The following is a 24,150-nucleotide window of genomic DNA, read 5'->3' on the forward strand; positions in this document are numbered from 1 at the left end:
GCCCTCTGCAAAAGAGAACAGCCTAACCACTGGCCGGATTTTACTCCGCCGCACTCGGCGTTATGCCGGCGCTCCTGTGGCCTGGTTTGTCACCGCCGTGCACAGACGGCATAGATCGGGTGGCTCAGCGGCCTGCCCACTACGAGCAGTCCGTAGGAGGCAGTATGCCGGACAACGACAATTACAGCGGGGAAGAACCCGGTGCGACGCGGATGGTAGGCGTCATAATCTGGGTTACGCTGATAGCTGTCTTGGTACCGTCTTCGCGCTCGAGATTTGGCCGTAACGGTGCAAGCAAACTTGTTCCGCCCTTATCGGCCCCCGCCCGCTGGCCTTCCGTCAGACGTGCGATGCTGCAGCTCCCGCTCGCCTTCAATTTCCTGAGAGGCCTGCGCCCAGAATTCGTGCTCTCGGCCTTGCGGGCGACCCGTCTGCTCCCACGGGTGGTATGCGCGGTCGCGAACTTTAGGCGTGTTATCAATCGTCATCGCCCACGCCCCAATTTTGCTGCAGTGCAGCGAGCTTTCCTAAGCTCCTAATGTTAAACATTGAATTAGCGCACCAAGGACGAGCCGCAATGTCGACTGTAAGCTGGAAAGACGTGACCTTCACCGAGACCGCGGGCCCCATCTGCCGCGGGGATGTGACTCTCGATATCACCGAGGACCATATCGCCCGGTGGAAAGAGGACCCGGATGGTCGCTACGCCGTGATGGCAGTGTCGGACTATGTTTCGCCCGTCGAGCTCGGCAAGTTCTACCCGAGCCTGTAACAGCCTGAGCTAGATGGCGGACAGGCATCAGGGATACGCGCCGGACATTACGCTTAGGCCGAACGCTGTTGCTCGGCCTCGCTCAGGACATCGAGAACAGCCTCGGGCGCCACATCGTTCATGGTTTCCTCCACTTCCTCATCCACGTCCGTGGTGATGCCGAGATGGTCTCGGATGGCGGCGACCATCTCGGTCAGCTTTGTCAGCTCATGTTCGGAAAGAAGGCTGATCTGAAGGTCGAGATCGGCTCGCTTATCCTGCGCCGCCGCCGTCTGGTTCTGGCTGATGAGAACGAAGGTCGACAGGAAGATAGCCTCTACGGACGCCGCCATCGCCAAGATGACGAAAGACGGGTCGAAAGGCGGAAGGATCGGCAGAATGCCGAGATTGATCAAAATCCAGGAGCCGTAGAGCACAAGGTGGAGGTACACGAAGCGCATGCTGCCGGTGAAGGAGGTAATTGCCCCCGCCACCTTCTCCTCCCGGCTTGCGGAAGCAGCTTCGTCCTCACGTCTTTTCTTCAGAACCGTAATGTTGCGCTGCAGAGACGCTGACAAGCCCTCTGGACCGGGCGGAGGAACAGTAGGTTCGGGCAAGGATCGCACTCCTCAGGCACGGGTCGCGGACCGGGTGTGATCTCGCTTACGCTAAAGCCGGAAGCATAGATAAAGTTTCACCGACTGATTTTGCTCATGTTGAACATTGGACGATCTCGTACCTTTCGCTGCACCATCTCCGATTTCAGGAACAGCAGCGACGCCGTTGTATTCAGTGCTGTACGAGCAACATAGAATGCAGTACGAAGCAATGCCCGAAATTGAAATCGACCTTCCTTCAACGGAAGCAGCAGCCAACGCTGTTCGCCAGTTGAATGGATCGGATGTTTGATGGACGATCACCTGGCGCCCGGAACTTTTGGCGAGGCGGCGTTGCCGAGCCACCAGTCGATGCTGGTCGAGCCGAACATCCGCATCTACGGCTCTATCAGCGACGCTACCGTCTGGTATGTCCTCGAGCGCATCGAGGAAATTCGTAAAAGCGATGCTCGCATTGTCCTGGAACTGACGACGCAGGGCGGCGACGCTGACGCGGCTTTGCGGATCGCTCTGGAGATCAAGCTCTTCCGACAGCTGTACCGGCGCGAGACGCACTTTATCGGGAAGACGAACGTCATGTCCGCCGGCATTACGATCATGGCCGCCTTCCCGCGATCGTGCCGCTCCATGACGGACGACACCCTCCTTCTCATCCATGAGCATCGAATGACTAAGACGATCCAGCTGGATGGGCCGATGGGCTCTAATCGCCAGATCCTGCAGGAGCAGCTCGCTCTCGTGGAGACTGCCATGCGGGTCGAGAAAAAGACGTTCGCGGAGCTTGCAGAGGGAAGCACGCTCTCTGCCGATGAGATCTTCGAGCGTGCAGTGGCCAATTTCTACCTGACTGCAGCCGAAGCCAAGGAACTCGGGCTGATCGCCTCGGTCATTCCATCTGTGCCGTCATCTGGTCAGGAGGTTTCCGTGAGTAGACAGCGCCAAGACCACTGGCAATTCCCCGAGGATTCCGGCGAGGACGAGGTCACTTACCTCGGCAACGTGAGATCGGTGCCGAGAACGGAAGGGCGGCCTCCGCTGTGAGGCAACCTCCGTCGCACTTCCCCGAGCACCTGACGGTTTTCGAGATCCACGAGTTCCGGCGGATGAGGACTGGCTTCCGCAGACGACAAGTCCTGATTGAGAGACGGCTCGTAGAGGCCTGGGCGCGGGCTCTGCCGCCCCCAGGCCTTCGTTTTTCAGTTGGTAGCTTCTGCGTTCACCGACGTCTCGGCGAGATCGGAGAGGATGTCGTCGGTATTCTCCTCCTCGATCAGCGTCTCCTTCAGGAGACCTGCTACATCCTCAAGGCCGAGTTGGACGGCCCAGGTGTAGAGCGTGCCGTATCTCGTGATCTCGTAGTGCTCCACCGCCTGGGCCGCCGCGATGATGCCAGCGTCGAGCGCAGCGGAGCCAGCGAACTCCTCCATAACTTCATCGCCCTCGCCGATGATGCCGAGGATCGCCTTGCACTCCACGCCTTCGGGCTTCGCATCGACGAGGCCAAAGACCTGCTCGAGGCGCTGGATCTGCCCGCTCGTCTCATCAAGATGTATGCCGAGGGCAGCCTTGAGGTCCGTCGATGTCGCGGCTTCCATCATCTTCGGCAACGCCTTCAGGATAGCTTTCTCCGCGAAGTACGTGTCCTTGAGCTGATGCAGGAAGAGGTCGCTGAGGGTCTTGTCTACCATGGTCGTTCCGTTCCGGTGCTGAGAGAGAGACTAAAATGGCGGGAGCGAGAGCATCTACGGGTTGATCTAGCTGCCATTCGCTGGTCGTCGAACACTGGAGACGTCCCGCAACGGGAAATGTTCCTGAAGGACCGTCAGGTTGCCATGGCCTCGTCTATCTGGGCCCAGTGCTTGTCGAACACCACCCGTGGGCAGGACCTCCCTGCACCGGAGCGACGGGTGCAGAAACGTCTTCGGACGAACCCTGAACTCCCTTTGGCCTGCCGCAAGATTTAGCCGGTCGCCGCCGCTACCGACAGGTAACTGAGTGACCCCAAACCGCCGCCGCGCCCGCACAGATCCGGCAACTGGCCTGCCCCGGACGGTCGTCCGAAGAGGAAGCCCTGCCCGATGTCGCAGCCCCGGGCGCGCAGATACTCGGCCTGCTGAAGCGTCTCCACGCCTTCCGCCACCGTGGTGATGCCAAGGCTGCGCGCCATCTGAAGCACGGCGTCCACGACTGCGGATCCCGAGCAGGCATCGCTTCCGATCGGGGACACGAAGGACCGGTCGATCTTCAAAACGTCGACGGGAAACTGCTGGAGGTGGGTGAGAGAGGCGTAGCCCGTGCCGAAGTCGTCCAGGGCGATCGTCACGCCTTCCCGAAGGGTCCCGAGCATGCGTACGATCCTCTCCGCATTGTGGCCGATGAAGACCGACTCTGTGACCTCGAGTTCGAAACGGCTCGGCAGGAGATCGGCCGCCGAAATGTAGCCCAGCATACGCTCGGCAAAGTCGCCCTGCCGAAAGTCGGGCGCCGAGGCATTGAAGGCAATCCGGCCGTAGGCCACTCCTTTGCTCTTCCAACGCGAGCAGTCGCGCATGATGCTCTCGAGCATACGATTGGTTATGCGTGTCGAGAGCTCAACATCCTCGAATGCTGCGGCGATGCTGCCGGGTGACTGAATCTCGCCCTCCGGCGAGCGCCAGCGCAGGAGCGCTTCGAAGCCGCCGACCTTCCCGGTCTTCAGGCAGAGTTTGGGCTGGTAGAAGGGAAGCACCCGGTCACCGTTGAGCGCCTGCCTCGCGTTAGAGAGCATCGCTCCCCGGATCACCGATGCCTGCCGCATGTCGGTTAACGCCGTGGGGACGCGGTCCGAGGTTTCAACGGGGCACCAGCGTCGACTTGAAGACGAGCTTAGCCCTGCACGAGCGGGTCTAGCCAATCGTAAGTCGTGTTGGACGTCGGGGATTTTCGCGGCGGCACTCACGCCAATGTGAAGTTGACACGCTTTGTCATGTTTCCTACGGCCGGGAGGCGGGGTTGTCGTGCAAGCGGAATCTCCTTTTCATTCCAGCGTTCTGAGGGGATCGTATGTCATCCAGACGAAGTGCATTAGACGCATCGCGAGCCCGCGTGGCTTTGGCAGCGGTTTCGATGATGGCCTTGATGGGTGGAAGCGCCATCGCTCAATCCGCAGCAACTGACGCGCCCCCCGTAGATGAGACCACTGCGGCAGGCTCCCCCTTCGACGAGACCGACGCCATCGTTCTTGATGAGGTCGTGTTGACCGCCGCTGGCTTCGAGCAAAGCGTCGCCGATGCTCCCGCGAGCGTTTCCGTCATCACCCGGGAGGATCTCGACCGGGGTCAGTTCCGCGACCTCACGGACGCGCTGCGCAATGTGCAGGGCGTTTCGGTGACGGGCGTCGCGCAGGAGAAGGACATCTCCATCCGCGGCCTGCCCGGTCAGTACACGCTGATCCTGGTCGACGGCGTGCGGCAGACCACGCGGGATTCCCGGCCGAACGGCTCCGCCGGATTCGAGCAGAGCTTCATCCCGCCGCTCAACGCCATCGAGCGCATCGAGGTGCTGCGCGGTCCGGCCTCGACGCTGTACGGCTCCGACGCCGTCGGCGGCGTCATCAACATCATCACCCGCGCCGTCGCAGCCTCGCCGACCGGATCGCTGACGCTGGAAGGCACCGCACAGGGTGACAGCCGCTTCGGCAATTCCGCGCAGGCGCAGTTCTACGCCGGCACGCCGCTGATATCCGACATGCTCGGCCTCCAGGTCTGGGGCCGGACCTACAAGCGGAGCGAGGACGAGATCGCATCGGGCAATGCCGCGGCAAAAGATGGCGACTTCACCGCTCGCCTGACCTTCGCTCCGTCCACTGACCACCGCTTCTTCCTAGAGGGCGGCATCAGCCGGCTGGAAAAGACGGTGAGTTCCGAGCACACCCAGGCGGAGGGCACGCTGGATCGTGTTACCGACAACGACCGGGACCATGTCCGGGCGAACTACGACGGGACGTTCGATTGGGGCACCGTGAACGCTTCGGTGCAGCGCGAATGGGGCGAGCGCACGAACTACAACGAAGACGCGCTCCGGGACCGCTTCATCGAGGATCTCCGTTCGCCCGAAGTCATCAACACCGTGGCCGACTTCAAGACGGTGGTGCCTTTCGACCTATGGGGCGGGCATACGCTCTCCACTGGCGCGCAGTATCTCGGTTCCAAGCTGATCGACCAGAACCCCGGTCGGCGCACCGGTGAGGACGAAGAGTTCGGCGTCGACCAGTACGCGCTGTTCGCCGAGGATGCCTGGGCGATCACCGAGACTTTCACGCTCACCGGCGGCGTCCGGATGGACTACCACGAGATCTACGAGCTGAACCTGTCGCCGCGGCTGTACGGCGTTTATCGGCCGACCGAGAACTGGACGGTGAAGGGCGGCGTCTCGACCGGCTTCCGTGCCCCGGACATCCGCTCCATTGCGCCCGACTACGCTTACACGACGGGTGGCGGGGGCTGCTATTACGGCCCTGCGTCGCAGCTCGGCAGTCGCAGCCCATGCGGCGTGATCGTCTCGAACGAGGAACTCGATCCGGAAACGTCGACCAATTTCGAGGCTGCCGTTCTTTACGACGACCTCGCCGGCTTCAAGGCAGGCGCCACGCTGTTCTACACCGACTTCCAGGACAAGATCGACAACGACCGCGTCCTCAACGCCGACGGCTCCTTCGCCCGCTGGGACCTCGATCCGAACTACACCCTGTTTCGCGTATTCAATATCGACTCGGCCGTCATTCGCGGCGCCGAACTGACCCTTGGTTTCGACCCGCTCGACAGCGTCTCACTGCTGGCCAGCTACACCTATACCGACTCCGAGCAGCAGAGCGGCGACTACGAAGGCTTCCCGCTGACGCGGACCCCGGAGCATGCCGCCAACGTTCGCGTGGACTGGCGCACCCCGGTCGAGGGACTCACCGCCTTCGCCGCGGGCTTCTACGAAGGCGAGCAGACCAATGCCGGCCTGCGGGTCGGCACGTCCGGATCTCCCGTCTACAACGATGCCGGTGCGGTCGTGGCCCGGCGCTACGACGGCTATTTCACCGCCGATCTCGGGGCAAGCTACGAGATCAGCGAGAACCTCAAGCTGAACGGTGCGGTCTACAACCTCTTCGACAAGGAGGTCATGCCGGACGACTACAACACCGTAGTGGAAGGCCGCCGCTTCTGGGCGAGCCTCAACGCCAGCTTCTAACCGTCCTGATCGTCCCGGGCATGTGAGCCCACGACAAATCCCCGAAGGATCCCCATGTCGACCCACCGCAACATACGAAACACGCTGTTTGCAGCGATCGCAGCCGTCTTCGCCGCCACCCCACTGCCCGCTTGGGCGCAGGCGGATGGCCCGATGTCCATTGCCCACGCCAAGGGCGACACGGACCTCGCGGCAAGGCCGGAGAAGGTGATCGTGTTCGATCTCGCTTCGCTGGATACGCTGTCGACGCTCGGTGTCGCCGTCGCCGGCGTACCCGCCGGACCAAAACCGCCGGTCCTGGCCAGGTATGCGGGCTCGGACTATGCCAAAGTGGGCTCCTTGTTCGAGCCCGACTATGAGGCTTTGAACGCCGCCGAACCCGACCTCGTCATCGTCGGTGGGCGCTCCGGCTCGAAATACGCCGAGGTCGCCAAGATGGCGCCGACGATCGACCTGACGGTCGATCCGAAGAACTATCTCGCCAGCATGAAACGCAATGCCGAGACACTGGGCCGGATTTTCGGGAAGCAGACCGAGGTCTCTGAACGGCTCGCCAAGCTCGATGCCTCGATCGCCGAGCTCAAAGGAAAATCGGCCAGTGCCGGGACCGGGTTGATCGTTCTGACCACCGGTGGCAAGATGAGTGCCTATGGACCGGGTTCCCGCTTCGGCATGTTGCATGACGAGTTCGGCGTGACGCCGGCGGTCGCCGATCTCACGCCGGGCAATCACGGCCAGTCCATCTCCTTCGAGTTTATCCAGAAGACCGATCCCGACTGGTTGTTCGTGCTCGACCGCGATGCTGCGATCGGACGCGAGGGCGAGGCAGCTTCGAAGTTGCTGGACAATGACCTGGTCGGGCAGACCAAGGCCTGGAAGAGCGGGCAGGTCGTGTATCTCGATGCTGCAAGCTGGTATCTCGTCGGCGGCGGTCTGACGACCATGCAGATGATCGTGGACCAGATCAGTGAAGCGCTGACCAAGGCCTGATGCCACTGCGCAAGACACAGCTCGCCCCTGTCATCGACCCGGAAAGGCCCGAGCCCCGTCCCGCCGGCCTTTCCGGGTCGAGCCGTTCTGCAACGCGCCGTTTTTGGCTTGGCGGCGGCTTTCTCTGCGTTCTCCTGCTGGGATTGGTCAGCCTTCTCATCGGCGTCTCCGACTTTTCGCCCGCGGCGCTCCTGTCCGGCGGTGACGCCGCGGCGTCGCTGCATCTCCTGCTCGTCAGCCGGTTGCCACGCACGCTCGCGCTGGTGCTGGCCGGAAGCGGCATGGCGATCGCCGGCCTCCTGATGCAGATGCTCGCCCGCAACCGCTTCGTCGAGCCATCCACCGCCGGCACGGTGGAGTCGGCAACGCTCGGCATCCTCGTGGTCAGCCTGCTCGCACCCGGCCTGCCGGTCATCGCCAAGATGCTGGTCGCCGCCCTTTTCGCGCTTGCCGGAACCGGGCTGTTCCTTGCCATCCTCCGACGGCTTCCGCACCGCTCGTCCCTCGTCGTGCCGCTGGTCGGTCTGATGCTGGGTGGCGTCATCAGTGCCGTGGTGAGTTTCTTCGCCTATCACTTCGACATGATGCAGTCGCTCGGCGCCTGGACGACGGGCGACTTCTCCGGCGTGCTCCGCGGCCGCTACGAGCTGTTGTGGATCGCCTTCGCGCTGACCGGCCTCGCCTATGTCGCCGCCGACCGCTTCACCGTCGCCGGCCTTGGCGAGGACTTTGCCACCAGTCTCGGCCTAAACTATCGCAAGGTGCTGGCGCTGGGTCTCGTCATCGTCGCCATGGTCACGGCCGTCGTGGTCGTCAGCGTCGGCAGCATTCCGTTCCTCGGGCTGATCGTGCCGAACGTCGTCAGCCTTATCATGGGCGACAATGTCAGGCGGTCGCTTCCCTTCGTCGCCCTTCTCGGCGCCGGCTTCGTTCTCGCCTGCGACATCCTCGGGCGGCTGGTGCGCTATCCCTACGAGATCCCGATCGGCACGGTGATGGGCATCATCGGCAGCGGCCTGTTCCTTTACCTCCTCCTGCGGAAACAGGCCCGTGCCGCCTAGGTCGCTGTCGCCGTCCCTGCGCATAACCCTGCTGGCCCTAGCCGGCCTCGTCGTCGTCGCCCTATTCATGACGATCGGCGCCAACGGGAGTTGGAGCTTCGTGCTGCCCTTTCGAGGCACCAAGGTGGCGGCCATGATCCTCGTCGGCACCGCCATCGCGGTCTCGACGCTCCTGTTCCAGACGGTGACCGCGAACCGCATCCTCACCCCGTCGATCATGGGGCTCGACCAGCTCTACGTCCTGATCCAGACCTGCCTCGTCTTTCTTGCCGGGGCGGCGGGCCTCACTCTCCTCGGACCGCGCTGGCTGTTCGTGCTCGAAATTGCGGCGATGGTCGGCTTCTCCCTCCTGCTCTTCCGCGCCCTGTTCTCGGGAAGCGTCCGCGACCTGCATCTTCTCGTCCTGGTCGGCATCGTCTTCGGCCTCCTGTTTCGCAGCCTGTCGGGTTTCCTGGCGCGGATCATCGATCCCAACGACTTCGTCGTCCTCCAGGACGCGCTCTTCGCCAATTTCAACAGCGTCGACCAGGAACTGCTGGCGATATCGGCCATCGCCGTCGGCCTCGTGCTCGTCCTGGTCTGGCGGATGCGGCACGTGCTCGACGTGCTGGCGCTCGGACGAGAGGCGACCATCAACCTCGGCGTCGAGCACCGCCGCATGGTGGCGCTCGTCCTCGTTCTCGTGGCGATCCTCGTATCGGTCTCGACGGCGCTGGTCGGACCGGTCACCTTCTTCGGCCTGCTGGTGGTCAGCATCGCCTACCAGATCACGGGGTCGGAGAAGCACCGTCACCTCTTGCCGGTGGCTTCGCTTCTGGGCGCCGTCACTCTCCTGGCCGGGCAACTTGTGCTGGAGCGGGTGTTCGCGCTCGGCACGGCGCTGGGCATCGTCATCGAGTTCGCCGGCGGGCTGATGTTCATCTGGCTGCTCTTGAAGGGGAAGGTCCGATGATCGCCATCGACAACGTCAGCAAGTACTACGGCGGCGCGCTGGTGGTGGATGGCGTCTCGCTGTCCCTGCCCGCGGGCGGCATCACGGCAATCATCGGACCGAACGGCGCTGGCAAGTCGACACTTCTGTCGATGGTGAGCCGCCTCCTGCCGATGGATGCCGGTCGCGTCCACGTCGACGGGCTCGACATCGCCACGACGCCGAACGGTGTATTGGCCAAGCGGCTGGCGATCCTGCGACAGGAGAACCACATCGCGGCGCGCCTGACGGTCCGCGATCTCGTCAGCTTCGGACGCTACCCGCACAGCAAGGGCCGGCCGACGCTGGAGGACAAGCGCCACATCGACGAGGCGATCTCCTATCTCAACCTTGGCACCCTCGAGCACCGCTTCCTCGACCAGTTGTCGGGCGGCCAGCGTCAACGGGCGCATGTCGCCATGGTTCTCGCCCAGGACACCGACTACGTGCTGCTCGACGAGCCCCTGGCGAGCCTCGACATGAAACATGCCGTGGAGATGATGCGCCTTCTCGAGCGGGCTGCCCGTGACTTCGGCAAGACCATTGTTCTCGTCCTGCACGACATCAATTTCGCGTCCTGCTATGCCACCCACATCGTCGCCATGCGGGCCGGTAAGGTTTGCAAGCAAGGCGACCCTGCCGAGATCATGCAGACGTCGGTTCTCTCGGAGATCTACGATCTGCCGATCGTGATCCACGAGATCGACAGCCGCCGCATCGCCGTGTTCTACCGTGTGCCGTAGGATGTGGAGAGGACAATGTGTTCTTCAGCCCGGCGTATCGGGCGACAGTACCGTGATCGAAGGAACCTCCGACGGTCTGGTCTGCTCGACGACCTGGAAGCCCGCGGCTTCGGCATCGTCGGCAGAGCTTTCCGGAGATCGGCAGCATGTGCCCATAGCTCGCCTGAAAGCCGACAGACCGCAATCCTGAAGAGTTTCGGGCGCCGCGAGGCGTACGAAAGTCGCGGAAGAACGAACCCGCGGGATGCCGGTCGGTGGTCTATGGGGTTTTCACCTGACGGCGATGCAGGAGCAAGGTGCGGTCTCCGCCGGCTGGCGCGCAATGCCGATCATGCCCGTGCCATTGGGAAGGCGGCGACGTCGTTGAGACGGGCGAGGACGCGGCGGGAGAACGCCGTCGGACGCATTCTCCCGTCACGGGGCCGCACGGGATTGCGCCCCGGAGCATATGGTCTCGGGCGGATGGGAGTGCCGTGCCATGCCGGGTCATGGCGAGCCCTCCCGGTTGGGCGATGATCGCGGCGGCGGTCCTCGCGGTTGCCGCCAGCGCAGGAAGATGCCGACGACGTTGTGGAGAAATGCTTCAGGCTGCGGCTCGCACGGATATCCGTTCATTTGTCGCTTTCGCGCAATACATCAGCTTGTCCGCGGCTACCATCAGTCGGTGCGGGATCGTGAGACCTGCGAACGTGGCAACGCCAATAGCAGCGCCAACGTATAGATCCAGATCGTCGATGCATACGCGCACGCAAACCTCGTCAGCCAATAATTGAAAACGTCAGACCGCATCTTCAGCGCGCTCCAGCGAGAAATCAAAGATGATCCCGAACTCGTCGCCGCCGGTTAAGTGGCATACGACAATTTGAAAAGACGAGAAAAGATGAAGGCCCACTTCCGTTGCGGGAAGTGAGCCTTCGAAACCACCCATTCGGCGGCGACACTGAACTCCGAGCCAAAGCTCATCGTCCGAGAAGCTAGACACGGGACAAGCCCAACCGTCTTCTCTCTCTTAGCCACCCGTGCGGCGGCGAACAAAGCGACTACTAGATCCCATCCCTGGATGTCAAAGCCTGATAGTAATTATAGTAAACGGGAAATAAAGACTGATCGACGCTTTCAGGTGATTACCCCCCCCGCATTGCGCAAAATTGCAGGCGCCTACCGTCTTAGGATTGTGTTGGGGACGCTGCCCCTTCTCACGACCGGACGGTATAGACGTTGGTGCGGATGTCCGCGTCGCCTTCACGTGTGCCATCTTCAGCTGGTGATGCATCACTTCGAGAGGATCTTGTCAGCATGCTCCGCGAGGCCATCAGAGGCGTCTTCCTCCAGCTACCTCTATCTTGCAGCCGATCGGTCCGCTGACGACGTGGAGGCAGCCCATGCCGAGTATCTCGTCACTTGGCACCTCGATTCCTTTCTATTACCGTCACGCCTTGGACTTTGGGATCCACGTCCCCGCGAGTGTGGTGCGGCCGAGCCGTAGCCGGAAGCTCTCAGCCCCAACCGGGGCACGAACTTAGTCATCGTCCTCATCGTTTCCCTCCCTCTGGTCCTGCGTCTCGGTGTCATCTCGATCATCGTCGTCACCACAGGCAGCAAGGCCAACGCTCGCTGCGCCGAGCGGACTACGCGACCGGGCTGACGATGCTGGCCGGTGAGGCCGAGAGGGTGCTGGCCGGCTGGGACGTGCTGCCGATTGACGATGTCCGGCTCTATTCCGGCAGCGGCGTTCAGGACGTCGACGACGAGTCCGAGGACGGCATTCACGTGGGCTTGGCGCTGGATTTCGAGATCCGTTTTTGCACCATCGAGGGCGACGCGACCGCCTTAATCGAACCCAATCACTGATCCAGTAGCAATTGGTGGAGTTCTGGATGTCGGCCTGACGGGCGACAGCGAAGTCGGGCTGGGTGCGAACTTGTCCGATCGGGCCACGGTGACGGTCAACGAGAAAGTCTATGCCGTCGCGAACAAGCCGTCCGCGTTCGCGTATGGCCAAGCGACGGACATCCCTGCCATCGCCGCCTAGTAGGAACGGAGCCAGGCCGCGAGCTTCTTCAGTCTCGCGGCCTCGGCTCTGCACCTCTCCGACGATAGCAGCCTTCCGGCGAATTCCTCCGCCAACACCTCGTCGACGTCCCTGCCCGTCTCGGCGCCGATCTTGCCGTAGTCCCGAGGATCGAGCAGAGGCTCCCCGGCCTTCTTGGCCGACTGCTCCGTACTTTCGATGCGCTCGTCGATCGACGTGAGCGTCGTGGCCGAAGCCGCGAAGGGGGCAGCTTCCGCCAGAATCTTCTCGAAATTCGGCGAGCCGCACAGCTCGAACAGGAACATCGGCGTTTCGATGCCGTCCCTGGAGCTTTCCTCTTCCTCGACCATTCCCGACAGCCAGCGTCGCCAGATGGTCTCGGCCCGATCGCTCTCGCCGGACGCATCGAGCAACATCGCGATGGCGCCCCAGCCATAGTGGCAGCCGGCTAGGATTGCTCCCTTGAACAGCCCGAGAGCTTGGGACTTGTCGCGATCGTCCGGAACTTCGGCGTCCTCGTCGATGCCGCTCGGCGGCGACCAGGTGTCGAACCCCATGACCAGAAGCGCCTCTCCAGAACCGAGCTCCGCGGCCTTCTCCAAAAACATCTTTCGTGCGGACGAACCGGAATCCTTCTCCAGCGCCCGCCGCACCAATTCTTCCGCACGTGTCTGAGGACCGGCATCGCTGATCTTCAGGCTCGCCAGAAGCGTTCTGTCGCTCTCGGAATCCATTTTTTCGGAAGCTTTCGGTCGAATGACGCCCGGGTGCCTCCTTTTCGGCGCCCGAGCTGAGGCAGCGTAACCGGAATTCCACTACTCCGGAAAGCCCCCATGTCCGACGACACCGCAAAGACCGCCCTCGACGCCTTGGTCGCATCCGCCGTCAACCCGAGCGAGCCCGTGACAATTGCCGGCGGCGAGATCCTGATCCGCGGAATCTCGATGATGCACTTCATCGCCGTCCTTCAGAAATTTCCGAACATCCGCAGCGTTCTGCTCTCCCTCATCGGCGCCGGCGACGACATCGACGAGGCGTCCACGGCCAGGCAGCTGATCGAAGCCCTGCTCGACACCGGCCCCGAAGCGATCTCTACCGTCGTTGCCGCCGGCATGGGCAAGGCCGGCGACAAGAACGTCGTGGCCGCCGTTCTTGAGTTGTCGGACGACGACCTGGTGCTGCTCCTGACGTCGGTCGTCGAGCTCACCATGCCGAGGGGCGTAGTCGATTTTTTCGACCGGTTCCGCGTTCTCGCGGAGAAGCTGGGGTTGAAGCCGGCAGCGGCGAAGACGGCCGAATCGGCCTGACCTGGGCGTCGTTCCAGGTCCTCTTCGTCAAGATCGCGGCCCGGCTCGTCGGCAAGGGACACGCCGGCGCGATGGAGATGACGCCGGGCCAGCTCGTCTTCCACGCGAAGCTCGTCGCGGAAGACGGGAACGCAGATTTCGCCGAGGCGGCCCTGGCTACGCGGTTCGGGCAACACGGGACGGACGCGGCGTGGCGCGATGTTCTGAAAGGGCAATGACTTCATTGGCACCATTGCGACCATCGACACGAAATTCGTGGTCAGCGGCATCGTCGAGGCGGATATCGCGATCAACGAGGAAAAAAACCCATGAGCGACGAGAACTGCAAGATCGCGACTCTCGAGGGCGAGGTCGCCCAGCTCCGCCGGATGATCGACGCCTCGTTGCGAAAAGAAGGGGTGACCAAGGAGCTGCTGGGTCGCCTCGTCGGCATCGTCGAGGTGCTCGAAATCAGGACCGCGGCGCTCGAAGGCGATGCATCCTGAAACGCCATTTCCGACCGCATCGGCGATCGGTGAGAGGAACACCATGGAAGCGTCTCTCACCGAGATCATTATTGCAATTACTGCGTTGGGGGGCTGTTCGGAGCGGCGCTCCGATACATGCTCGACCGCGTCTCCGGGAAGCAGGCCAACCTTGAGCGCAGGCAGGAGGACGACCGCACGCGTCTGGAAGCCGAGCGAGTCCGCCACGAACTGAAAGTCGATACCGAGCGGATCAGATGGGAACGCGTCATGCAGGACCAGCTGAGTGCGCTCCGGACCGAGGTGCGGAATCAGGATCAGCAGCTCGAGTACCTGAGGACGATCTCGGGGTACATGCGCCACATCGCCGCCCTCGAAGGCCTGATACGGGCGGCCGGCATCCAGATACCCGCGCTCGTCATCCCGACGCCGCCACCGCAGATCGGTCCGGCGTCGTGAGCCCGGTCACCGAGCACGCCCTCTACCGCTACCTCGAGCGGGTCCGCGGCGTGGACTTCACCGCTTGCCCCGAGTCCTGGAACGAGGCCCGATGCATCGGTTGGGCATGCGCGATGCTTCGCACGTCCGATGTCGAGGTTCGGCGGGAGATGCTGCCCGTGCGGTTGGAACGGTGGCTGGCGAGCGGGATCACGGCGATCAGGTCGGCGGATCGGACGCTGGTGGTCGAGCAGGGAGCGGTCGTGACAGTGCTGGGACGCGGGATGAAGAAGTCGGCGAGGGCGTTCGTGGCGGACGGAGGATGGTAGTACAGTGACCCGATAAAGCGATATCTCCCGCCTGCATTCCAAGCTGGACGAACTTCGCGACTGAGCGCACTATCTGGAATTGAGCGACGCCGAGATCGAGGCGCTGAACGACCTGGGCACGTGACGAAGCTACCGTGTCTAGCAAGTGCGCCTTTAAGATTTACCGGCGCCCGTTCATTAGGCGATCGAGGATCTGCCATGAGCATCACAGCACCAACGACTAAAAAGGTCTATCTCGATCGGGCAATCGAATGCCAAGTCGCGTTGGAGCCTGCGTTTGAGGATCTTGCCGAGCGCGCCGAGGTAGCCGGTTGGGGGCGCAGCGACGTTGCCTTTGCCTTGACCAATCTTGGCAGGCTCCATCTCCGGAAAGTTGTCGCGGCCATTCGATAGACTGGGCCGGCCATGCCCCGTGATCTCGTCACCGGCCACCTATCCATCAGCACCCTCGGCGATCTGCAGGATCTCGGCGACAAGTTGACGTTCTTCTGCACCCGCTGCGGCGGACCACTCGCTCTGAACCTGAACCGGGCGATCGAGCTCTGGGGTCGGGGTCGATGTTGTATCGACCAGCGATGGGAACTGAAATGCGCCGGGTGCAACAGCCGGGATATCGGCCTCGTCGTTAGCCCAGGGGACAAGGATCAGAAATGGACGTCCCATCTCCCAGAATAGCCGCCGGCCACCCCGGCCGCGCCCTGGAGTGCCAGCTCGTGCTCAGGCCTGCGTTTCAGGATTTCGTCCGCCAGGTAGAGGCAGGTGGGTGGACCGAGGGCGACATCGCAGACGCGTTGCTCAACCTCGCGCACGACCATCTGTTAGGCATCATCTCAGATCGGCGGACGTAGACGGTTTCCGATGCTGCGTGGGAAGTTTAGGTTGGTCACGATACGCCTAGCGGGCCACCATCTGGAATGTGGGCATGCCTCTTCGCTACCTCGACATCCAGCGACTGGATCAGGTCTACGAAAATGAGCGAGACATGATCGAATTTCATGCCGCTCTGGCCGCTTGGTGGAAGATATCCCCATCGAGATAGCGAGGGACCGGGTTCGAGCCGAAGCCGAGGCTGCCATTGCTACCGCGTTAGCGCAGGGAGAGGCTTGAAGCCAAGGCGACGAGAGCCGCCGTCGCCCGGCAAGGCGTCGATTGACCGCTCGCCTTTATGAGGCCAAACCGACGATCTGCCGACCGCCGCCGTATCGAGGAGCGATTTCCGCACCAGCGAATTGACGGAGATAACCCGTTATCGGCTGCGGAGAAGGTGCGCGTGCACGGCCTCGTTCAGGCGTTTGATCTGGATCATCATGATCGCAGCTTCCTCTTGCTGCTTCGGAGCTAGACGACGACCGACCTCGGCCCAGACCGTCCGGATCCTCGCCTGTGCGCGGACCCCTTCGGCGGTGATCCTCAGGAGGGTCTTCCGGTTATCCTTCGCGTCGGGAAGACGGACGACCAGACCTCTCTCCGCCAGACGGTCGACCATTTTCGAGACTGTCGACGGTCGAACATCCAATTCCATTGCCAGCTCCGAAACTGGGATGTCGGTTCCCGGAACGAGAACCATCATCATGTGATCCTGCCCGGCGTGGAAATCCGTTTCGACCAGCGCGATTCCGAACACGGCTCGGATGCGCTTCGACAAGATGACGAGATCTTCCGCAAGCTCCCCGAAATCGATGTCCGTCGCGGCCGGAGGATGAGCATCGAGCGACTTGGTCATCCGGCAATTCCAATGCTGGCGGCGACGAATAGATAGCCTGGAAATGTTAGCGACTGATCTCTTACGGCGATAGTGCGGCAGGGCACCACCGGAAGCCGTACCTAACCGGCGCCCTCGGCTGAGTTTCGTTGACGCTTTGCGATCTCCCTCTCTATCCGCCCGCCGGAAGCAGCTATGAGCATCACCTCCGCGAGGATCAGGACTTTCCAGAGCGTGATGGCGACCGGCGTGACCAGCGATCCCGGAAGTGTTCCGAGTTCCTACAGGAGCGGCGGCATTCCACCAGCATCGACGCCAGTTCGTCGTCGCGCACGTCCCTCAACGGGTCCGCGTCGGGAAAATCAACGGCAGGAGGAAGGTGCGGATGCGAGGTCATGGGACGGCTTTCGGAAAGCCACGAGAAAAATGGGCTAGCGGTTCGTTTCCGCTGCAACCTCTCGATCGGCATCTGGCGACGGTGATGACGCTGCCCGTTCGGCGGGTCTGAGCGTCGAGGAAAACGGCAGCCGGTCCAGTATGACGCCATGCTCGTCGGCGATCTCGATGGCCCAGTCGCTGATGTCCCATCCGCCCCGGACGGCGCCGGACATCATCTGTCGCGCCGCATCCACAGCCTCGCCGCGAGCATCTGCCAGGTTGGGATGCACGCTGCCCTCCGGATCCCGGACGGTCTCGTATGTTTGAATCAGATGAAGGAAGTAGCGCATCCACGATGACTACAGCGTCTGTTTGCCGCAGGCACCGTCAGGACCGTACGCTTCTGAGGGAAAACGTGCGTTCGGCTAATGATGATGCTTCGACGTCGTGATCCCTGTGCCAGGCGTAGGGTCGGGACCGCGTGTCATTCGCCGTTCAACCGGTCCCGCAGCCCTTTGCCCGCCCTGAAGGCCGGCACCCACTTTTCCTCGACATCGACCGTTTCGCCCGTCCGCGGGTTCCGGGCGGAATGCGCCGGGCGGTGCTTCACCGTGAATGCTCCGAAGCCGCGCAGCTCCACGCGGCCCCCCTCACTCAGCCCACCCACGATCTCGCCGAAGATCGCATCGACGATGATCTCGACGTCCCTCGCGTAGAGATGCAGGTTCCGGCTGGCGATGATCTGGACGAGTTCGGACTTGATCACAATTGGTCTCCGGTACCGGTGCCGCCTGTCGTCCGTCATCGTCCAGGTCGAACATGAAGACGATTTCCTCATCGGAGAAGCCGGCGTCCAACGCGACGAGGAGGTCGTCCGGACAGAAGCCTGGAAAACATGACCCGTAGTGATTGGCCGGAGGCATGCGACCTCCCAGGATGGAGCCGACATTCTGTCAGCAGCCAGCCTAGCTGCTAGCCGGCTACCCGTCCAGACCGCTCCTGCCCTCCCGTCCGCATCCTTGTTCGCGGGCCTATCAACGGCACGGGGCGCATTTCGTGGGGCGCCGGCACCGCGTCCTTGAAAAGGCTTCCGCCGTCGTGAACATGCATTAAGACTCGGGTATTGCGGTTTTCCGGAAATACCGAATTCGTGAGTCGTAGATGCGTTGCGCCCGCTGGCGACCGCCGACGCCAAGGAAGGAACCCGTGCCGATACGCATCGTCTATGCCTCGCAGGTATGCCCGTACGTCGGTCGGCAGGAAATGCATGCCATCGTGTCTTTGGCGGACGAAAGCAATCGTCGCGACGGCATCACCGGCGTTGTCGCATTCGACGAATTTCAAGTCATCCAGGTCCTGGAAGGACCGCGGGATGTCGTCGAGGCGCTCTACGATCGGATCCTGAAGGATGATCGCGACGAAGGTATCCTCACGCTGCAGAAACACGAGATCGAGACGGCGAGGTTTCCGGACTGGACCATGATCGAGCGCCCTATCGCCGACGTCCTGATGCTCATCAACGATTTGATCTAGTCGCGGCCAGACGTCGAGCATCCTGCCCTTCATCGCCGCAATCAGATCTGCGCGTTTACTTCGCCCTCGGCAGCCACTGGGCCATCCAGGTGCCGCAAGCCCTCTCCAGGAGCCGGCACCGCGTCCTCCGCAGCATTCCGAAGACGGTCAGCGATCTCGCTCTCGATGCGTAGGCCCGATGCCGCGACTAGCAGCACATCCGAGTGAAGCAGGGCCTTCCAGAGCGTAAGCGCGACGGGCGTGACGAGAGAGGCCCGAAAACCCTCGAGGTGCCGGCACCAGCTTCTGCACTCGTCGACCATGTCGGCGAGTTAGTCGTCGCGCACGGCCTTCAGTGCATTCGCATCCTGGAAGTCGACGGCAGCAGGAAGGTGCGGATGCAATGTCATTGAAGCGGCTTTCGGCTGTGCCGACATAGAATACAGCGGTGCGTTTTAATGTTCCGTTTCCGCTGCGACAATTCACGCCGCAGTCACCGACCGCCCGTCTGGCGGCGTGAACAGCAATCGCACCCGCCGCGACCCGCACCGCGGACACCGCATCCTCTCTGGCAGCATCGCGAGCGGCATCTGGCGCCCGCGTGTCCACACGTCGGCAGGTCGAGATCGTGCCGTTGGCGGCACTCGCGAGCGCTTTTGAGGCCCTCTCTCCGTCCCCATGCGCAGTGCACCGTCACCGCCCAACCAGCATCGAGCGCGGCTCCTATCGTCTCGACAGACATCTGTGAATCATCTCCTATTTTTCAGAACAAAATAGGAACAAAAGCTTCACGGCAAGACGCGGTCGTGAGACGACGAGGAAGGAATCGGGAGACGGACGATGGCACTCGCTAAAATGAAATCGACGGTGCAGGACGACGATCTGGACGGAGTGGTCGACGCCGCGATCCGTGCCGCCAGCGGGGACATGAGAGCTGCGATCCTCGGGCTGATCCGCGGACAGCACGAGATGCAAGCCGAGGCTGTTGCAGCGACGTCGGCGGGATACGTGCGGAGGCGGCTGCGGTCGTGACGGTCGAACTTCGGGTCGGGTTCGTCACCGATATCGACGAGCTGATGCGGCGGGCGCGGCGGCAGCGGATGACGGTCCGGAAGAAGGCCAGGTCAACTGGTCCGATCGAATCAATGACCGCTGCGTCTCCAGCGGGCCTTTTCGTAATTTGTCGGTGCCGGCTATCTGTTTCGTAGCGCGATCGTGAAAACTGCCACTGTCCGGAGCACCGCCATCGAATGCCTGTCGCTCTCCGCCGTCGCAACAAAGCTGCGGTCAACCTTGATGCGGTCGAGTGGGAAATCCCTCCGGGGAGGACGGCTAACCGTCCGTAGTAGAAATGGCTCGGCCGATCAGGCTGCCGCCTTGCCATTATCGGGGCGCGGCAGCTCAAAGACGAGGTCGGCGGCTGGTAGCGGGCGGGCGAAGTAGTAGCCCTGCACCTCGGTGCAACCCGCGGCCCGCAGATGCAGGAACTGCTCCTCGGTCTCCACGCCTTCTGCCGTCGTCGACATCGACAGGCTGGTGGCGAGACCGGTAATCAGCTGGATGATCGCCAGGCTGTCGAACCGGGTTGCCAGGTCGCGGACGAACGACTGGTCGATCTTGATCCTGTCGAAGGGAAAATTGCGGAGATAACTGAGCGAGGAATAGCCGGTGCCGAAGTCGTCCATGGCGATCCGCACGCCCAGGGCTCTCAACTCATGCAATGCCGCCAGGGTGCCCTCGTCGTCTTCCATCAGTACCGACTCGGTGATTTCGAGTTCGAGACGCACCGCCGGCAGCCCGGTGCTCTCCAGAACCTCGGTCACCGTCTGAACCAGCGTGCCGCTACGCAGCTGAACGGCGGAGAGGTTGACCGCAACCAGGATATTAGACGGCCATATCGTTGCCTGCGTGCATGCCCGCCGCAGGACCCACTCGCCAAGCGGCACGATTAGTCCGGTATCCTCGGCGATGGGAATGAACTCCGCCGGCGAGACCATGCCGCATTCCGGATGACGCCAGCGCATCAGCGCCTCGAAACCCACGATACGGCAGTGCTCGGCGTTCACCAGCGGCTGATAGAAGACGTCCATCTCGTCGTTCGCCAGCGCCTTGCGAAGATCGGCTTCGAGGGCTCGGCGCGCCTTCAACTGCTCGTCCATCTCCGGCTCGAAGAAACGGAAGGTGCCCTTTCCGTCTGCCTTGGCCTTGTAAAGCGCGAGGTCTGCCTGCTTTAGCAACTCGCCTGGGCTTGAAGCCCCGGTGACGGAATCGGCAATGCCGATGCTGAGGCCGACGACGATTTCCTGGCCGTCGATCACGAACGGACGGCTGATGGCCTCGATCAGAAGCGTGCAGAGTTCTCCGCAGTCTCGGACCGGAGCCGTGATCTGAACCAGGATGGCGAATTCGTCTCCGCCAATTCGCGCCAGCAAATCTTCATCGCCGACATGACGGTGAAGCCGTTCGGCGACTGCCTTCAGAAGCTCATCCCCGGTGTGATGACCGAGGCTGTCGTTGACGTCCTTGAAGCGGTCAAGATCGAGACACAACACCGCGACTGACCGCCCGTGCTGCCTACCGCGTCCCAACGCCTGCTCGAGGCGCTCGTGGAAGAGGGCGCGGTTGGCGAGATCGGTGAGCGAATCGAAATGCGCCATGTGCGCGATCTGGGATTCCGCCCTTTGCCGTTCGGTGACGTCTTCGTAAGTCGCGAGCCACCCGCCGTCGAGAAGTGCCACGTGCGTGATGGAGATAGACCTACCGTCGTTCTGTTCCAGCACGAAGCTGCCGTTGCGCTGCTCGCGTATCAACCGTTCCTGCTGCGAATAGACCTGCTTGAGGCCTGAGAGGCGGCGCCCCTCGCCCATTTCGAAGACAAACTCCGCCAAGGTGCGCCCGATCTGCGTCGATGCGTCCGGCAGGAAGAACAGCTCGCCGAAACGATGATTGCAGACGGTCAAATGGCCGGCGGCGTCGAACATGCACAGGCCCTGAGACATGTTGCTCAATGCCGCATCGAAGCTACGATTCTGCGCCTCCAGCGTACCGGAAGCCTGTTTCAGATCTTGCGCCATCCCACACAAGCTCGACTGAGCGCGACGAAGCAGGCGGTTCTGCAGTGCCAGCAGCGCGATCAGGGCGATGCCGCAGACGATCAGTCCCGCGGCGAGGCCGGAGAAGATGAAGTGTAGCCGCAGCAGTTCCTTCTGATCCTCAGCGACCCGCATTGCGCTCGACCGGTTCGCCCTCGATGCCAGAGCGGCGAGGTCGGAGTCCAGCGGCTCCAGGATCTCGATCATACGGATGACGGCGGCAGGGGTCTCAAGCTTGGCGATCAGAGGCTCGATGCCGGCGAGCGCGTCGCCGAGCTTGCGGATCGTTTCCCCGTTTCTGGGCTCCTCACGGATAAAAGCCGCGGCCTCGCCGGTCTTGAGCAGTTCCATACGGCTGTACAGGATGTCGAAGCGGAGCTGGACCTCCTCCTCGTCGGGTGGGCCCTCTTCGATGGCCGCACTTGCAATTCGCTGCTCCAGCCGCGTGTATTCCACGAGGGCCTGGCCGACCGACCAGCTCACGTCGTATCTCGCGACCTGCTGAAGCGATTTCTGTCTCTCGAAGGTTAGGACGGACAGATAGGCGGTCGCGAAGACGAAGCACCCGACGGTGATTCCAAGCAGGATCCGCAAGACTCTCAGAGACATGACCCGACGTCTCCGACCGCGGTTTTATTCGACGACGAGCTTGGCGAGCTGCCAGGCCGAACGATTGTAGTACGTCTGGCTCTGGAGTTGGCGGTCGCTGTCATAAGGGTAGACGATGAACAGCGGGCCCTTGTCGCGAACCGTCATGTATTCGCCGTCCCGCTTCAGCGCCAGAACGGCACCGTGTTCCGCGAAGTCGCTGAGCGGGATTTCGGTACTGTAGTCGTTCAGCGCCACCGCGGTCACCTTCTCACCATCGGCACCGACGCGTTTCATCAGCGCATCGAGCGAAATGCCTTCGAACGTCACGGGCGCATCATACCAGGGGGTTATCGTGGTGATCGCCACCGCCCCGAGAGACTCCAGCATAGCCCGGTCGAATTCCGCGGACCCGTCCTTGTTCGTCGCCGTGATAGCACCGGAGATCACCAGGATCGTCTTTCCAGCGGGAAGCGGGAGATCGTCCGCCAAAGCCGCCGTGCCGACGAAGATAAGGCAGGCGCCCACCAGCAGCGATGCAAGGGTCGTCGTCCTGTTAAGAAGGTGCAGCATGTGAACAGCCAGATTGAGTGGAGGCCATCCTTGCAAAGACAACTTAAAGCTTCGTTCTCACGCTAGGCGAAAATCTCGTGAATAATCAATGTCATTGAAGATCAGCATTCGCTACTAGCGCCGAAATAATGCCTGTGACATATGATCTGGATCCGTGCGAACACCCGCCTCAGGCGTGGCCGTCCTCCGCCGCTACGTTGGCCTTCCCGCCCAAGGCCGAGGTTTACGATTCCTATTCCGACTGTTCAACCTCGCCAACGCTGCTCGGATTCTGCAGGAGATGCTGTTTTATCAGGGCGGCGTCCTGGTGCCGAAGAAAACATATCGCGACGCCGGCATCTTCGACGTGAAGACGCGTGTGGTCGACGACACGGCGCGTATCCTGACCTACGCGACTGCCCACGGTACCAAGGAATTCACGAAGAAGCTTGGCAAGGCGCCCGAATTATTCGGTCGCCTGCACTGATACTTCAAGCCGCCGCGACCTGCGTTGCGGCGGCATTCAATCCTAGCCAGCAGTCACCACCCGTGGAAGCTCAAGCGCCGTCGCGATCGCCGATATCTCGTCGTCAGACGCGCTGCTTCCGCTTTCGATGACGATCAGCAGTGCAACCCCGATGCCGGTGCGCGCCGCCACGTACTGTATCGGCAGGCCGGAATGGTGACGGAAGGCCTTAGCTGCCGTGAAGCCGTCCGTGATCATCGCGACGACGGCTTCAAGGATCGATGCCGACTTCATGATGCGGACATCGATGCGGAACCGAGCCGCGCTCTGCGCAGACGCTCCGTCTTCTGAATACAGGTCTGCCGTTCGGACGTGACGATCTGCATGCCCGTACCGGGCGGATGGCGCTCGCCGTTATCCTGGAAGTATCCTTCAGCCGCCGGAAGCGTGGCGAGGTCGTAAAGCTTCGTCCATGTGCCTTTAGCTTTCATCATGTTTCACCAGCAGGTCGTTTAGGCGTCCCATCCCACGGACGACGCCACGGCATGGGCCAGGCGATCGGGATCGCAAGGCTTGTGGACGCATCGTCCCTTCGAAAAGGCATTGGCGATCTCCACATCGCGGCGACAGATCGACGAATGGACGACGAAAGGTATGCCGCGGGCATGAAGCGCGATGGCCAGTCCTTCGCATGATCCGTCACGAAGACGGACGTCCATGATGACGGCATCCGGCGTGTTGCTGGACAGCCATTCCAGCGCTTCGGAGCAGCGCGAGAATACCCCGGCGACGACCAGACCCGACCGGACCAGGTTGAATTCGAGGTCCATCGCGACAAGCGCCTCTTCCTCGAGGAGAAGGACGGCGACTGCCGGTACGTGATCCATCGGGCTCCTCCATGCCGCAATCCGACGACGCACTGAGGGTCCGAAAAGTGCTAC

30 protein-coding genes are annotated in these 24,150 nt (G+C 62.2%); 17 read left to right on the top strand and 13 right to left on the bottom strand.

Annotated elements, in window-relative coordinates; genetic code table 11:
* Positions 1-311 precede the first annotated feature (311 nt).
* On the bottom strand, positions 312-488 hold the full coding sequence (locus IEX88_RS17265) for a DUF2934 domain-containing protein (RefSeq protein WP_188853064.1): 177 nt from the start codon (positions 486-488) through the stop codon (positions 312-314).
* A gap of 89 nt (positions 489-577) precedes the next feature.
* Here IEX88_RS17265 and IEX88_RS17270 point away from each other — a divergent pair, with 89 nt between their 5' ends.
* Entirely contained in the window at positions 578-772 is a 195-nt protein-coding gene (locus tag IEX88_RS17270) for a hypothetical protein (protein ID WP_188853066.1), read from the top strand.
* A gap of 53 nt (positions 773-825) precedes the next feature.
* Here IEX88_RS17270 and IEX88_RS17275 read toward each other — a convergent pair whose 3' ends face one another.
* Positions 826-1,368 carry a DUF1003 domain-containing protein gene (locus tag IEX88_RS17275; RefSeq protein WP_188853068.1) on the bottom strand — a complete coding sequence of 181 codons (543 nt, stop codon included), beginning with the start codon at positions 1,366-1,368 and terminating at the stop codon, positions 826-828.
* A gap of 291 nt (positions 1,369-1,659) precedes the next feature.
* Here IEX88_RS17275 and IEX88_RS17280 point away from each other — a divergent pair, with 291 nt between their 5' ends.
* Entirely contained in the window at positions 1,660-2,409 is a 750-nt protein-coding gene (locus IEX88_RS17280) for an ATP-dependent Clp protease proteolytic subunit (RefSeq protein WP_188853070.1), read from the top strand.
* Positions 2,410-2,564: 155 nt separating this feature from the next.
* Here IEX88_RS17280 and IEX88_RS17285 read toward each other — a convergent pair whose 3' ends face one another.
* Positions 2,565-3,056, bottom strand: coding sequence for a YciE/YciF ferroxidase family protein (locus tag IEX88_RS17285; RefSeq protein WP_188853072.1), 492 nt, complete (start codon positions 3,054-3,056; stop codon positions 2,565-2,567).
* A 272-nt stretch (positions 3,057-3,328) separates the two neighbouring features.
* On the bottom strand, positions 3,329-4,165 hold the full coding sequence (locus IEX88_RS17290; protein WP_188853074.1) for an EAL domain-containing protein: 837 nt from the start codon (positions 4,163-4,165) through the stop codon (positions 3,329-3,331).
* Between the two features lie 434 nt (positions 4,166-4,599).
* Between IEX88_RS17290 and IEX88_RS17295 the strand changes: the two genes are divergently transcribed.
* The 6 genes from IEX88_RS17295 (at position 4,600) to IEX88_RS17320 (ending at position 12,200) form a co-directional block, all read left to right on the top strand.
* The gene (locus IEX88_RS17295; protein ID WP_244640287.1) at positions 4,600-6,585 is read left to right on the top strand and encodes a TonB-dependent receptor domain-containing protein; all 1,986 of its coding nucleotides are present in this window, start codon (positions 4,600-4,602) and stop codon (positions 6,583-6,585) included.
* Positions 6,586-6,639: 54 nt separating this feature from the next.
* Positions 6,640-7,575, top strand: a complete 936-nt coding sequence (locus IEX88_RS17300; RefSeq protein WP_188853076.1) for a siderophore ABC transporter substrate-binding protein — start codon at positions 6,640-6,642, stop codon at positions 7,573-7,575.
* Positions 7,575-8,636, top strand: coding sequence for an ABC transporter permease (locus tag IEX88_RS17305; RefSeq protein ID WP_188853078.1), 1,062 nt, complete (start codon positions 7,575-7,577; stop codon positions 8,634-8,636). The genes IEX88_RS17300 and IEX88_RS17305 overlap by 1 nt, the downstream gene beginning before the upstream one ends.
* Positions 8,626-9,588: an iron chelate uptake ABC transporter family permease subunit gene (locus tag IEX88_RS17310; RefSeq protein ID WP_244640288.1), complete on the top strand. Its 963-nt coding sequence runs from the start codon at positions 8,626-8,628 to the stop codon at positions 9,586-9,588. The genes IEX88_RS17305 and IEX88_RS17310 overlap by 11 nt, the downstream gene beginning before the upstream one ends.
* Positions 9,585-10,349, top strand: coding sequence for an iron ABC transporter ATP-binding protein (locus tag IEX88_RS17315; protein WP_188853080.1), 765 nt, complete (start codon positions 9,585-9,587; stop codon positions 10,347-10,349). The genes IEX88_RS17310 and IEX88_RS17315 overlap by 4 nt, the downstream gene beginning before the upstream one ends.
* 1,647 nt (positions 10,350-11,996) lie before the next feature.
* On the top strand, positions 11,997-12,200 hold the full coding sequence (locus IEX88_RS17320) for a hypothetical protein (RefSeq protein ID WP_188853082.1): 204 nt from the start codon (positions 11,997-11,999) through the stop codon (positions 12,198-12,200).
* Between the two features lie 177 nt (positions 12,201-12,377).
* Here IEX88_RS17320 and IEX88_RS17325 read toward each other — a convergent pair whose 3' ends face one another.
* The gene (locus tag IEX88_RS17325) at positions 12,378-13,115 is read right to left on the bottom strand and encodes a hypothetical protein (protein WP_188853084.1); all 738 of its coding nucleotides are present in this window, start codon (positions 13,113-13,115) and stop codon (positions 12,378-12,380) included.
* Between the two features lie 99 nt (positions 13,116-13,214).
* Between IEX88_RS17325 and IEX88_RS17330 the strand changes: the two genes are divergently transcribed.
* From IEX88_RS17330 to IEX88_RS17355, 6 genes are all read left to right on the top strand, one after another.
* Positions 13,215-13,688, top strand: a complete 474-nt coding sequence (locus IEX88_RS17330) for a hypothetical protein (RefSeq protein ID WP_188853086.1) — start codon at positions 13,215-13,217, stop codon at positions 13,686-13,688.
* 71 nt (positions 13,689-13,759) lie between these two features.
* Positions 13,760-13,906 carry a hypothetical protein gene (locus tag IEX88_RS17335; protein ID WP_188853088.1) on the top strand — a complete coding sequence of 49 codons (147 nt, stop codon included), beginning with the start codon at positions 13,760-13,762 and terminating at the stop codon, positions 13,904-13,906.
* Positions 13,907-13,996: 90 nt separating this feature from the next.
* Positions 13,997-14,173, top strand: coding sequence for a hypothetical protein (locus IEX88_RS17340; RefSeq protein WP_188853089.1), 177 nt, complete (start codon positions 13,997-13,999; stop codon positions 14,171-14,173).
* Positions 14,174-14,290: 117 nt separating this feature from the next.
* Positions 14,291-14,611, top strand: a complete 321-nt coding sequence (locus IEX88_RS17345) for a hypothetical protein (protein WP_188853090.1) — start codon at positions 14,291-14,293, stop codon at positions 14,609-14,611.
* Positions 14,608-14,919, top strand: coding sequence for a hypothetical protein (locus IEX88_RS17350; protein WP_188853091.1), 312 nt, complete (start codon positions 14,608-14,610; stop codon positions 14,917-14,919). Before IEX88_RS17345 ends, IEX88_RS17350 begins: the two co-directional genes overlap by 4 nt.
* Before the next feature lie 198 nt (positions 14,920-15,117).
* The gene (locus tag IEX88_RS17355; protein ID WP_188853092.1) at positions 15,118-15,312 is read left to right on the top strand and encodes a hypothetical protein; all 195 of its coding nucleotides are present in this window, start codon (positions 15,118-15,120) and stop codon (positions 15,310-15,312) included.
* 853 nt (positions 15,313-16,165) lie between these two features.
* On the opposite strand, the gene IEX88_RS17360 is transcribed toward IEX88_RS17355, so the two are convergent.
* The 3 genes from IEX88_RS17360 to IEX88_RS17370 form a co-directional block, all read right to left on the bottom strand.
* Complete coding sequence (locus IEX88_RS17360) at positions 16,166-16,642, bottom strand: MarR family winged helix-turn-helix transcriptional regulator (protein ID WP_188853093.1); 477 nt, start codon at positions 16,640-16,642, stop codon at positions 16,166-16,168.
* Positions 16,643-17,052: 410 nt separating this feature from the next.
* The gene (locus tag IEX88_RS17365) at positions 17,053-17,349 is read right to left on the bottom strand and encodes a DUF6894 family protein (protein WP_188853094.1); all 297 of its coding nucleotides are present in this window, start codon (positions 17,347-17,349) and stop codon (positions 17,053-17,055) included.
* 134 nt (positions 17,350-17,483) lie between these two features.
* The gene (locus IEX88_RS17370; protein ID WP_188853095.1) at positions 17,484-17,765 is read right to left on the bottom strand and encodes an integration host factor subunit beta; all 282 of its coding nucleotides are present in this window, start codon (positions 17,763-17,765) and stop codon (positions 17,484-17,486) included.
* 440 nt (positions 17,766-18,205) lie between these two features.
* Between IEX88_RS17370 and IEX88_RS17375 the strand changes: the two genes are divergently transcribed.
* Both IEX88_RS17375 and IEX88_RS17380 read left to right on the top strand, forming a co-directional pair.
* Complete coding sequence (locus tag IEX88_RS17375) at positions 18,206-18,532, top strand: BLUF domain-containing protein (protein WP_188853096.1); 327 nt, start codon at positions 18,206-18,208, stop codon at positions 18,530-18,532.
* A gap of 819 nt (positions 18,533-19,351) precedes the next feature.
* Positions 19,352-19,543, top strand: coding sequence for a hypothetical protein (locus tag IEX88_RS17380; RefSeq protein ID WP_188853097.1), 192 nt, complete (start codon positions 19,352-19,354; stop codon positions 19,541-19,543).
* Positions 19,544-19,875: 332 nt separating this feature from the next.
* On the opposite strand, the gene IEX88_RS17385 is transcribed toward IEX88_RS17380, so the two are convergent.
* Positions 19,876-22,212: a putative bifunctional diguanylate cyclase/phosphodiesterase gene (locus tag IEX88_RS17385; protein ID WP_188853098.1), complete on the bottom strand. Its 2,337-nt coding sequence runs from the start codon at positions 22,210-22,212 to the stop codon at positions 19,876-19,878.
* Positions 22,213-22,236: 24 nt separating this feature from the next.
* Positions 22,237-22,764, bottom strand: coding sequence for a putative pterin-binding protein (locus IEX88_RS17390; protein WP_244640290.1), 528 nt, complete (start codon positions 22,762-22,764; stop codon positions 22,237-22,239).
* 280 nt (positions 22,765-23,044) lie between these two features.
* On the opposite strand from IEX88_RS17390, the gene IEX88_RS17395 reads away from it, so the two are divergent.
* Positions 23,045-23,230 carry a hypothetical protein gene (locus IEX88_RS17395; protein WP_188853099.1) on the top strand — a complete coding sequence of 62 codons (186 nt, stop codon included), beginning with the start codon at positions 23,045-23,047 and terminating at the stop codon, positions 23,228-23,230.
* Between the two features lie 42 nt (positions 23,231-23,272).
* Here IEX88_RS17395 and IEX88_RS17400 read toward each other — a convergent pair whose 3' ends face one another.
* The 3 genes from IEX88_RS17400 to IEX88_RS17410 are packed head-to-tail and all read right to left on the bottom strand — an operon-like array spanning position 23,273 to position 24,096.
* Complete coding sequence (locus tag IEX88_RS17400; protein ID WP_188853100.1) at positions 23,273-23,503, bottom strand: helix-turn-helix domain-containing protein; 231 nt, start codon at positions 23,501-23,503, stop codon at positions 23,273-23,275.
* Positions 23,500-23,703, bottom strand: a complete 204-nt coding sequence (locus IEX88_RS17405) for a hypothetical protein (protein ID WP_188853101.1) — start codon at positions 23,701-23,703, stop codon at positions 23,500-23,502. The genes IEX88_RS17400 and IEX88_RS17405 overlap by 4 nt, the downstream gene beginning before the upstream one ends.
* Positions 23,704-23,721: 18 nt before the next feature.
* Complete coding sequence (locus IEX88_RS17410; protein ID WP_188853102.1) at positions 23,722-24,096, bottom strand: response regulator; 375 nt, start codon at positions 24,094-24,096, stop codon at positions 23,722-23,724.
* Positions 24,097-24,150: the final 54 nt, after the last annotated feature.

Source organism: Aureimonas glaciei, assembly GCF_014643375.1.
Classification (GTDB): domain Bacteria; phylum Pseudomonadota; class Alphaproteobacteria; order Rhizobiales; family Rhizobiaceae; genus Plantimonas; species Plantimonas glaciei.

Coding starts and splice junctions, on each gene's coding strand:
- IEX88_RS17390 (WP_244640290.1), bottom strand. CDS start 22,764: ATGCTGCACCTTCTTAACAGGACGACGACCCTTGCATCGCTGCTGGTG.
- IEX88_RS17395 (WP_188853099.1), top strand. CDS start 23,045: ATGCTGTTTTATCAGGGCGGCGTCCTGGTGCCGAAGAAAACATATCGC.
- IEX88_RS17325 (WP_188853084.1), bottom strand. CDS start 13,115: ATGGATTCCGAGAGCGACAGAACGCTTCTGGCGAGCCTGAAGATCAGC.
- IEX88_RS17400 (WP_188853100.1), bottom strand. CDS start 23,503: ATGAAGTCGGCATCGATCCTTGAAGCCGTCGTCGCGATGATCACGGAC.
- IEX88_RS17330 (WP_188853086.1), top strand. CDS start 13,215: ATGTCCGACGACACCGCAAAGACCGCCCTCGACGCCTTGGTCGCATCC.
- IEX88_RS17345 (WP_188853090.1), top strand. CDS start 14,291: ATGCTCGACCGCGTCTCCGGGAAGCAGGCCAACCTTGAGCGCAGGCAG.
- IEX88_RS17335 (WP_188853088.1), top strand. CDS start 13,760: ATGGAGATGACGCCGGGCCAGCTCGTCTTCCACGCGAAGCTCGTCGCG.
- IEX88_RS17320 (WP_188853082.1), top strand. CDS start 11,997: ATGCTGGCCGGTGAGGCCGAGAGGGTGCTGGCCGGCTGGGACGTGCTG.
- IEX88_RS17405 (WP_188853101.1), bottom strand. CDS start 23,703: ATGATGAAAGCTAAAGGCACATGGACGAAGCTTTACGACCTCGCCACG.
- IEX88_RS17340 (WP_188853089.1), top strand. CDS start 13,997: ATGAGCGACGAGAACTGCAAGATCGCGACTCTCGAGGGCGAGGTCGCC.
- IEX88_RS17365 (WP_188853094.1), bottom strand. CDS start 17,349: ATGCGCTACTTCCTTCATCTGATTCAAACATACGAGACCGTCCGGGAT.
- IEX88_RS17290 (WP_188853074.1), bottom strand. CDS start 4,165: ATGCGGCAGGCATCGGTGATCCGGGGAGCGATGCTCTCTAACGCGAGG.
- IEX88_RS17270 (WP_188853066.1), top strand. CDS start 578: ATGTCGACTGTAAGCTGGAAAGACGTGACCTTCACCGAGACCGCGGGC.
- IEX88_RS17355 (WP_188853092.1), top strand. CDS start 15,118: ATGAGCATCACAGCACCAACGACTAAAAAGGTCTATCTCGATCGGGCA.
- IEX88_RS17300 (WP_188853076.1), top strand. CDS start 6,640: ATGTCGACCCACCGCAACATACGAAACACGCTGTTTGCAGCGATCGCA.
- IEX88_RS17315 (WP_188853080.1), top strand. CDS start 9,585: ATGATCGCCATCGACAACGTCAGCAAGTACTACGGCGGCGCGCTGGTG.
- IEX88_RS17380 (WP_188853097.1), top strand. CDS start 19,352: ATGGCACTCGCTAAAATGAAATCGACGGTGCAGGACGACGATCTGGAC.
- IEX88_RS17385 (WP_188853098.1), bottom strand. CDS start 22,212: ATGTCTCTGAGAGTCTTGCGGATCCTGCTTGGAATCACCGTCGGGTGC.
- IEX88_RS17410 (WP_188853102.1), bottom strand. CDS start 24,096: ATGGATCACGTACCGGCAGTCGCCGTCCTTCTCCTCGAGGAAGAGGCG.
- IEX88_RS17285 (WP_188853072.1), bottom strand. CDS start 3,056: ATGGTAGACAAGACCCTCAGCGACCTCTTCCTGCATCAGCTCAAGGAC.
- IEX88_RS17360 (WP_188853093.1), bottom strand. CDS start 16,642: ATGACCAAGTCGCTCGATGCTCATCCTCCGGCCGCGACGGACATCGAT.
- IEX88_RS17280 (WP_188853070.1), top strand. CDS start 1,660: ATGGACGATCACCTGGCGCCCGGAACTTTTGGCGAGGCGGCGTTGCCG.
- IEX88_RS17265 (WP_188853064.1), bottom strand. CDS start 488: ATGACGATTGATAACACGCCTAAAGTTCGCGACCGCGCATACCACCCG.
- IEX88_RS17305 (WP_188853078.1), top strand. CDS start 7,575: ATGCCACTGCGCAAGACACAGCTCGCCCCTGTCATCGACCCGGAAAGG.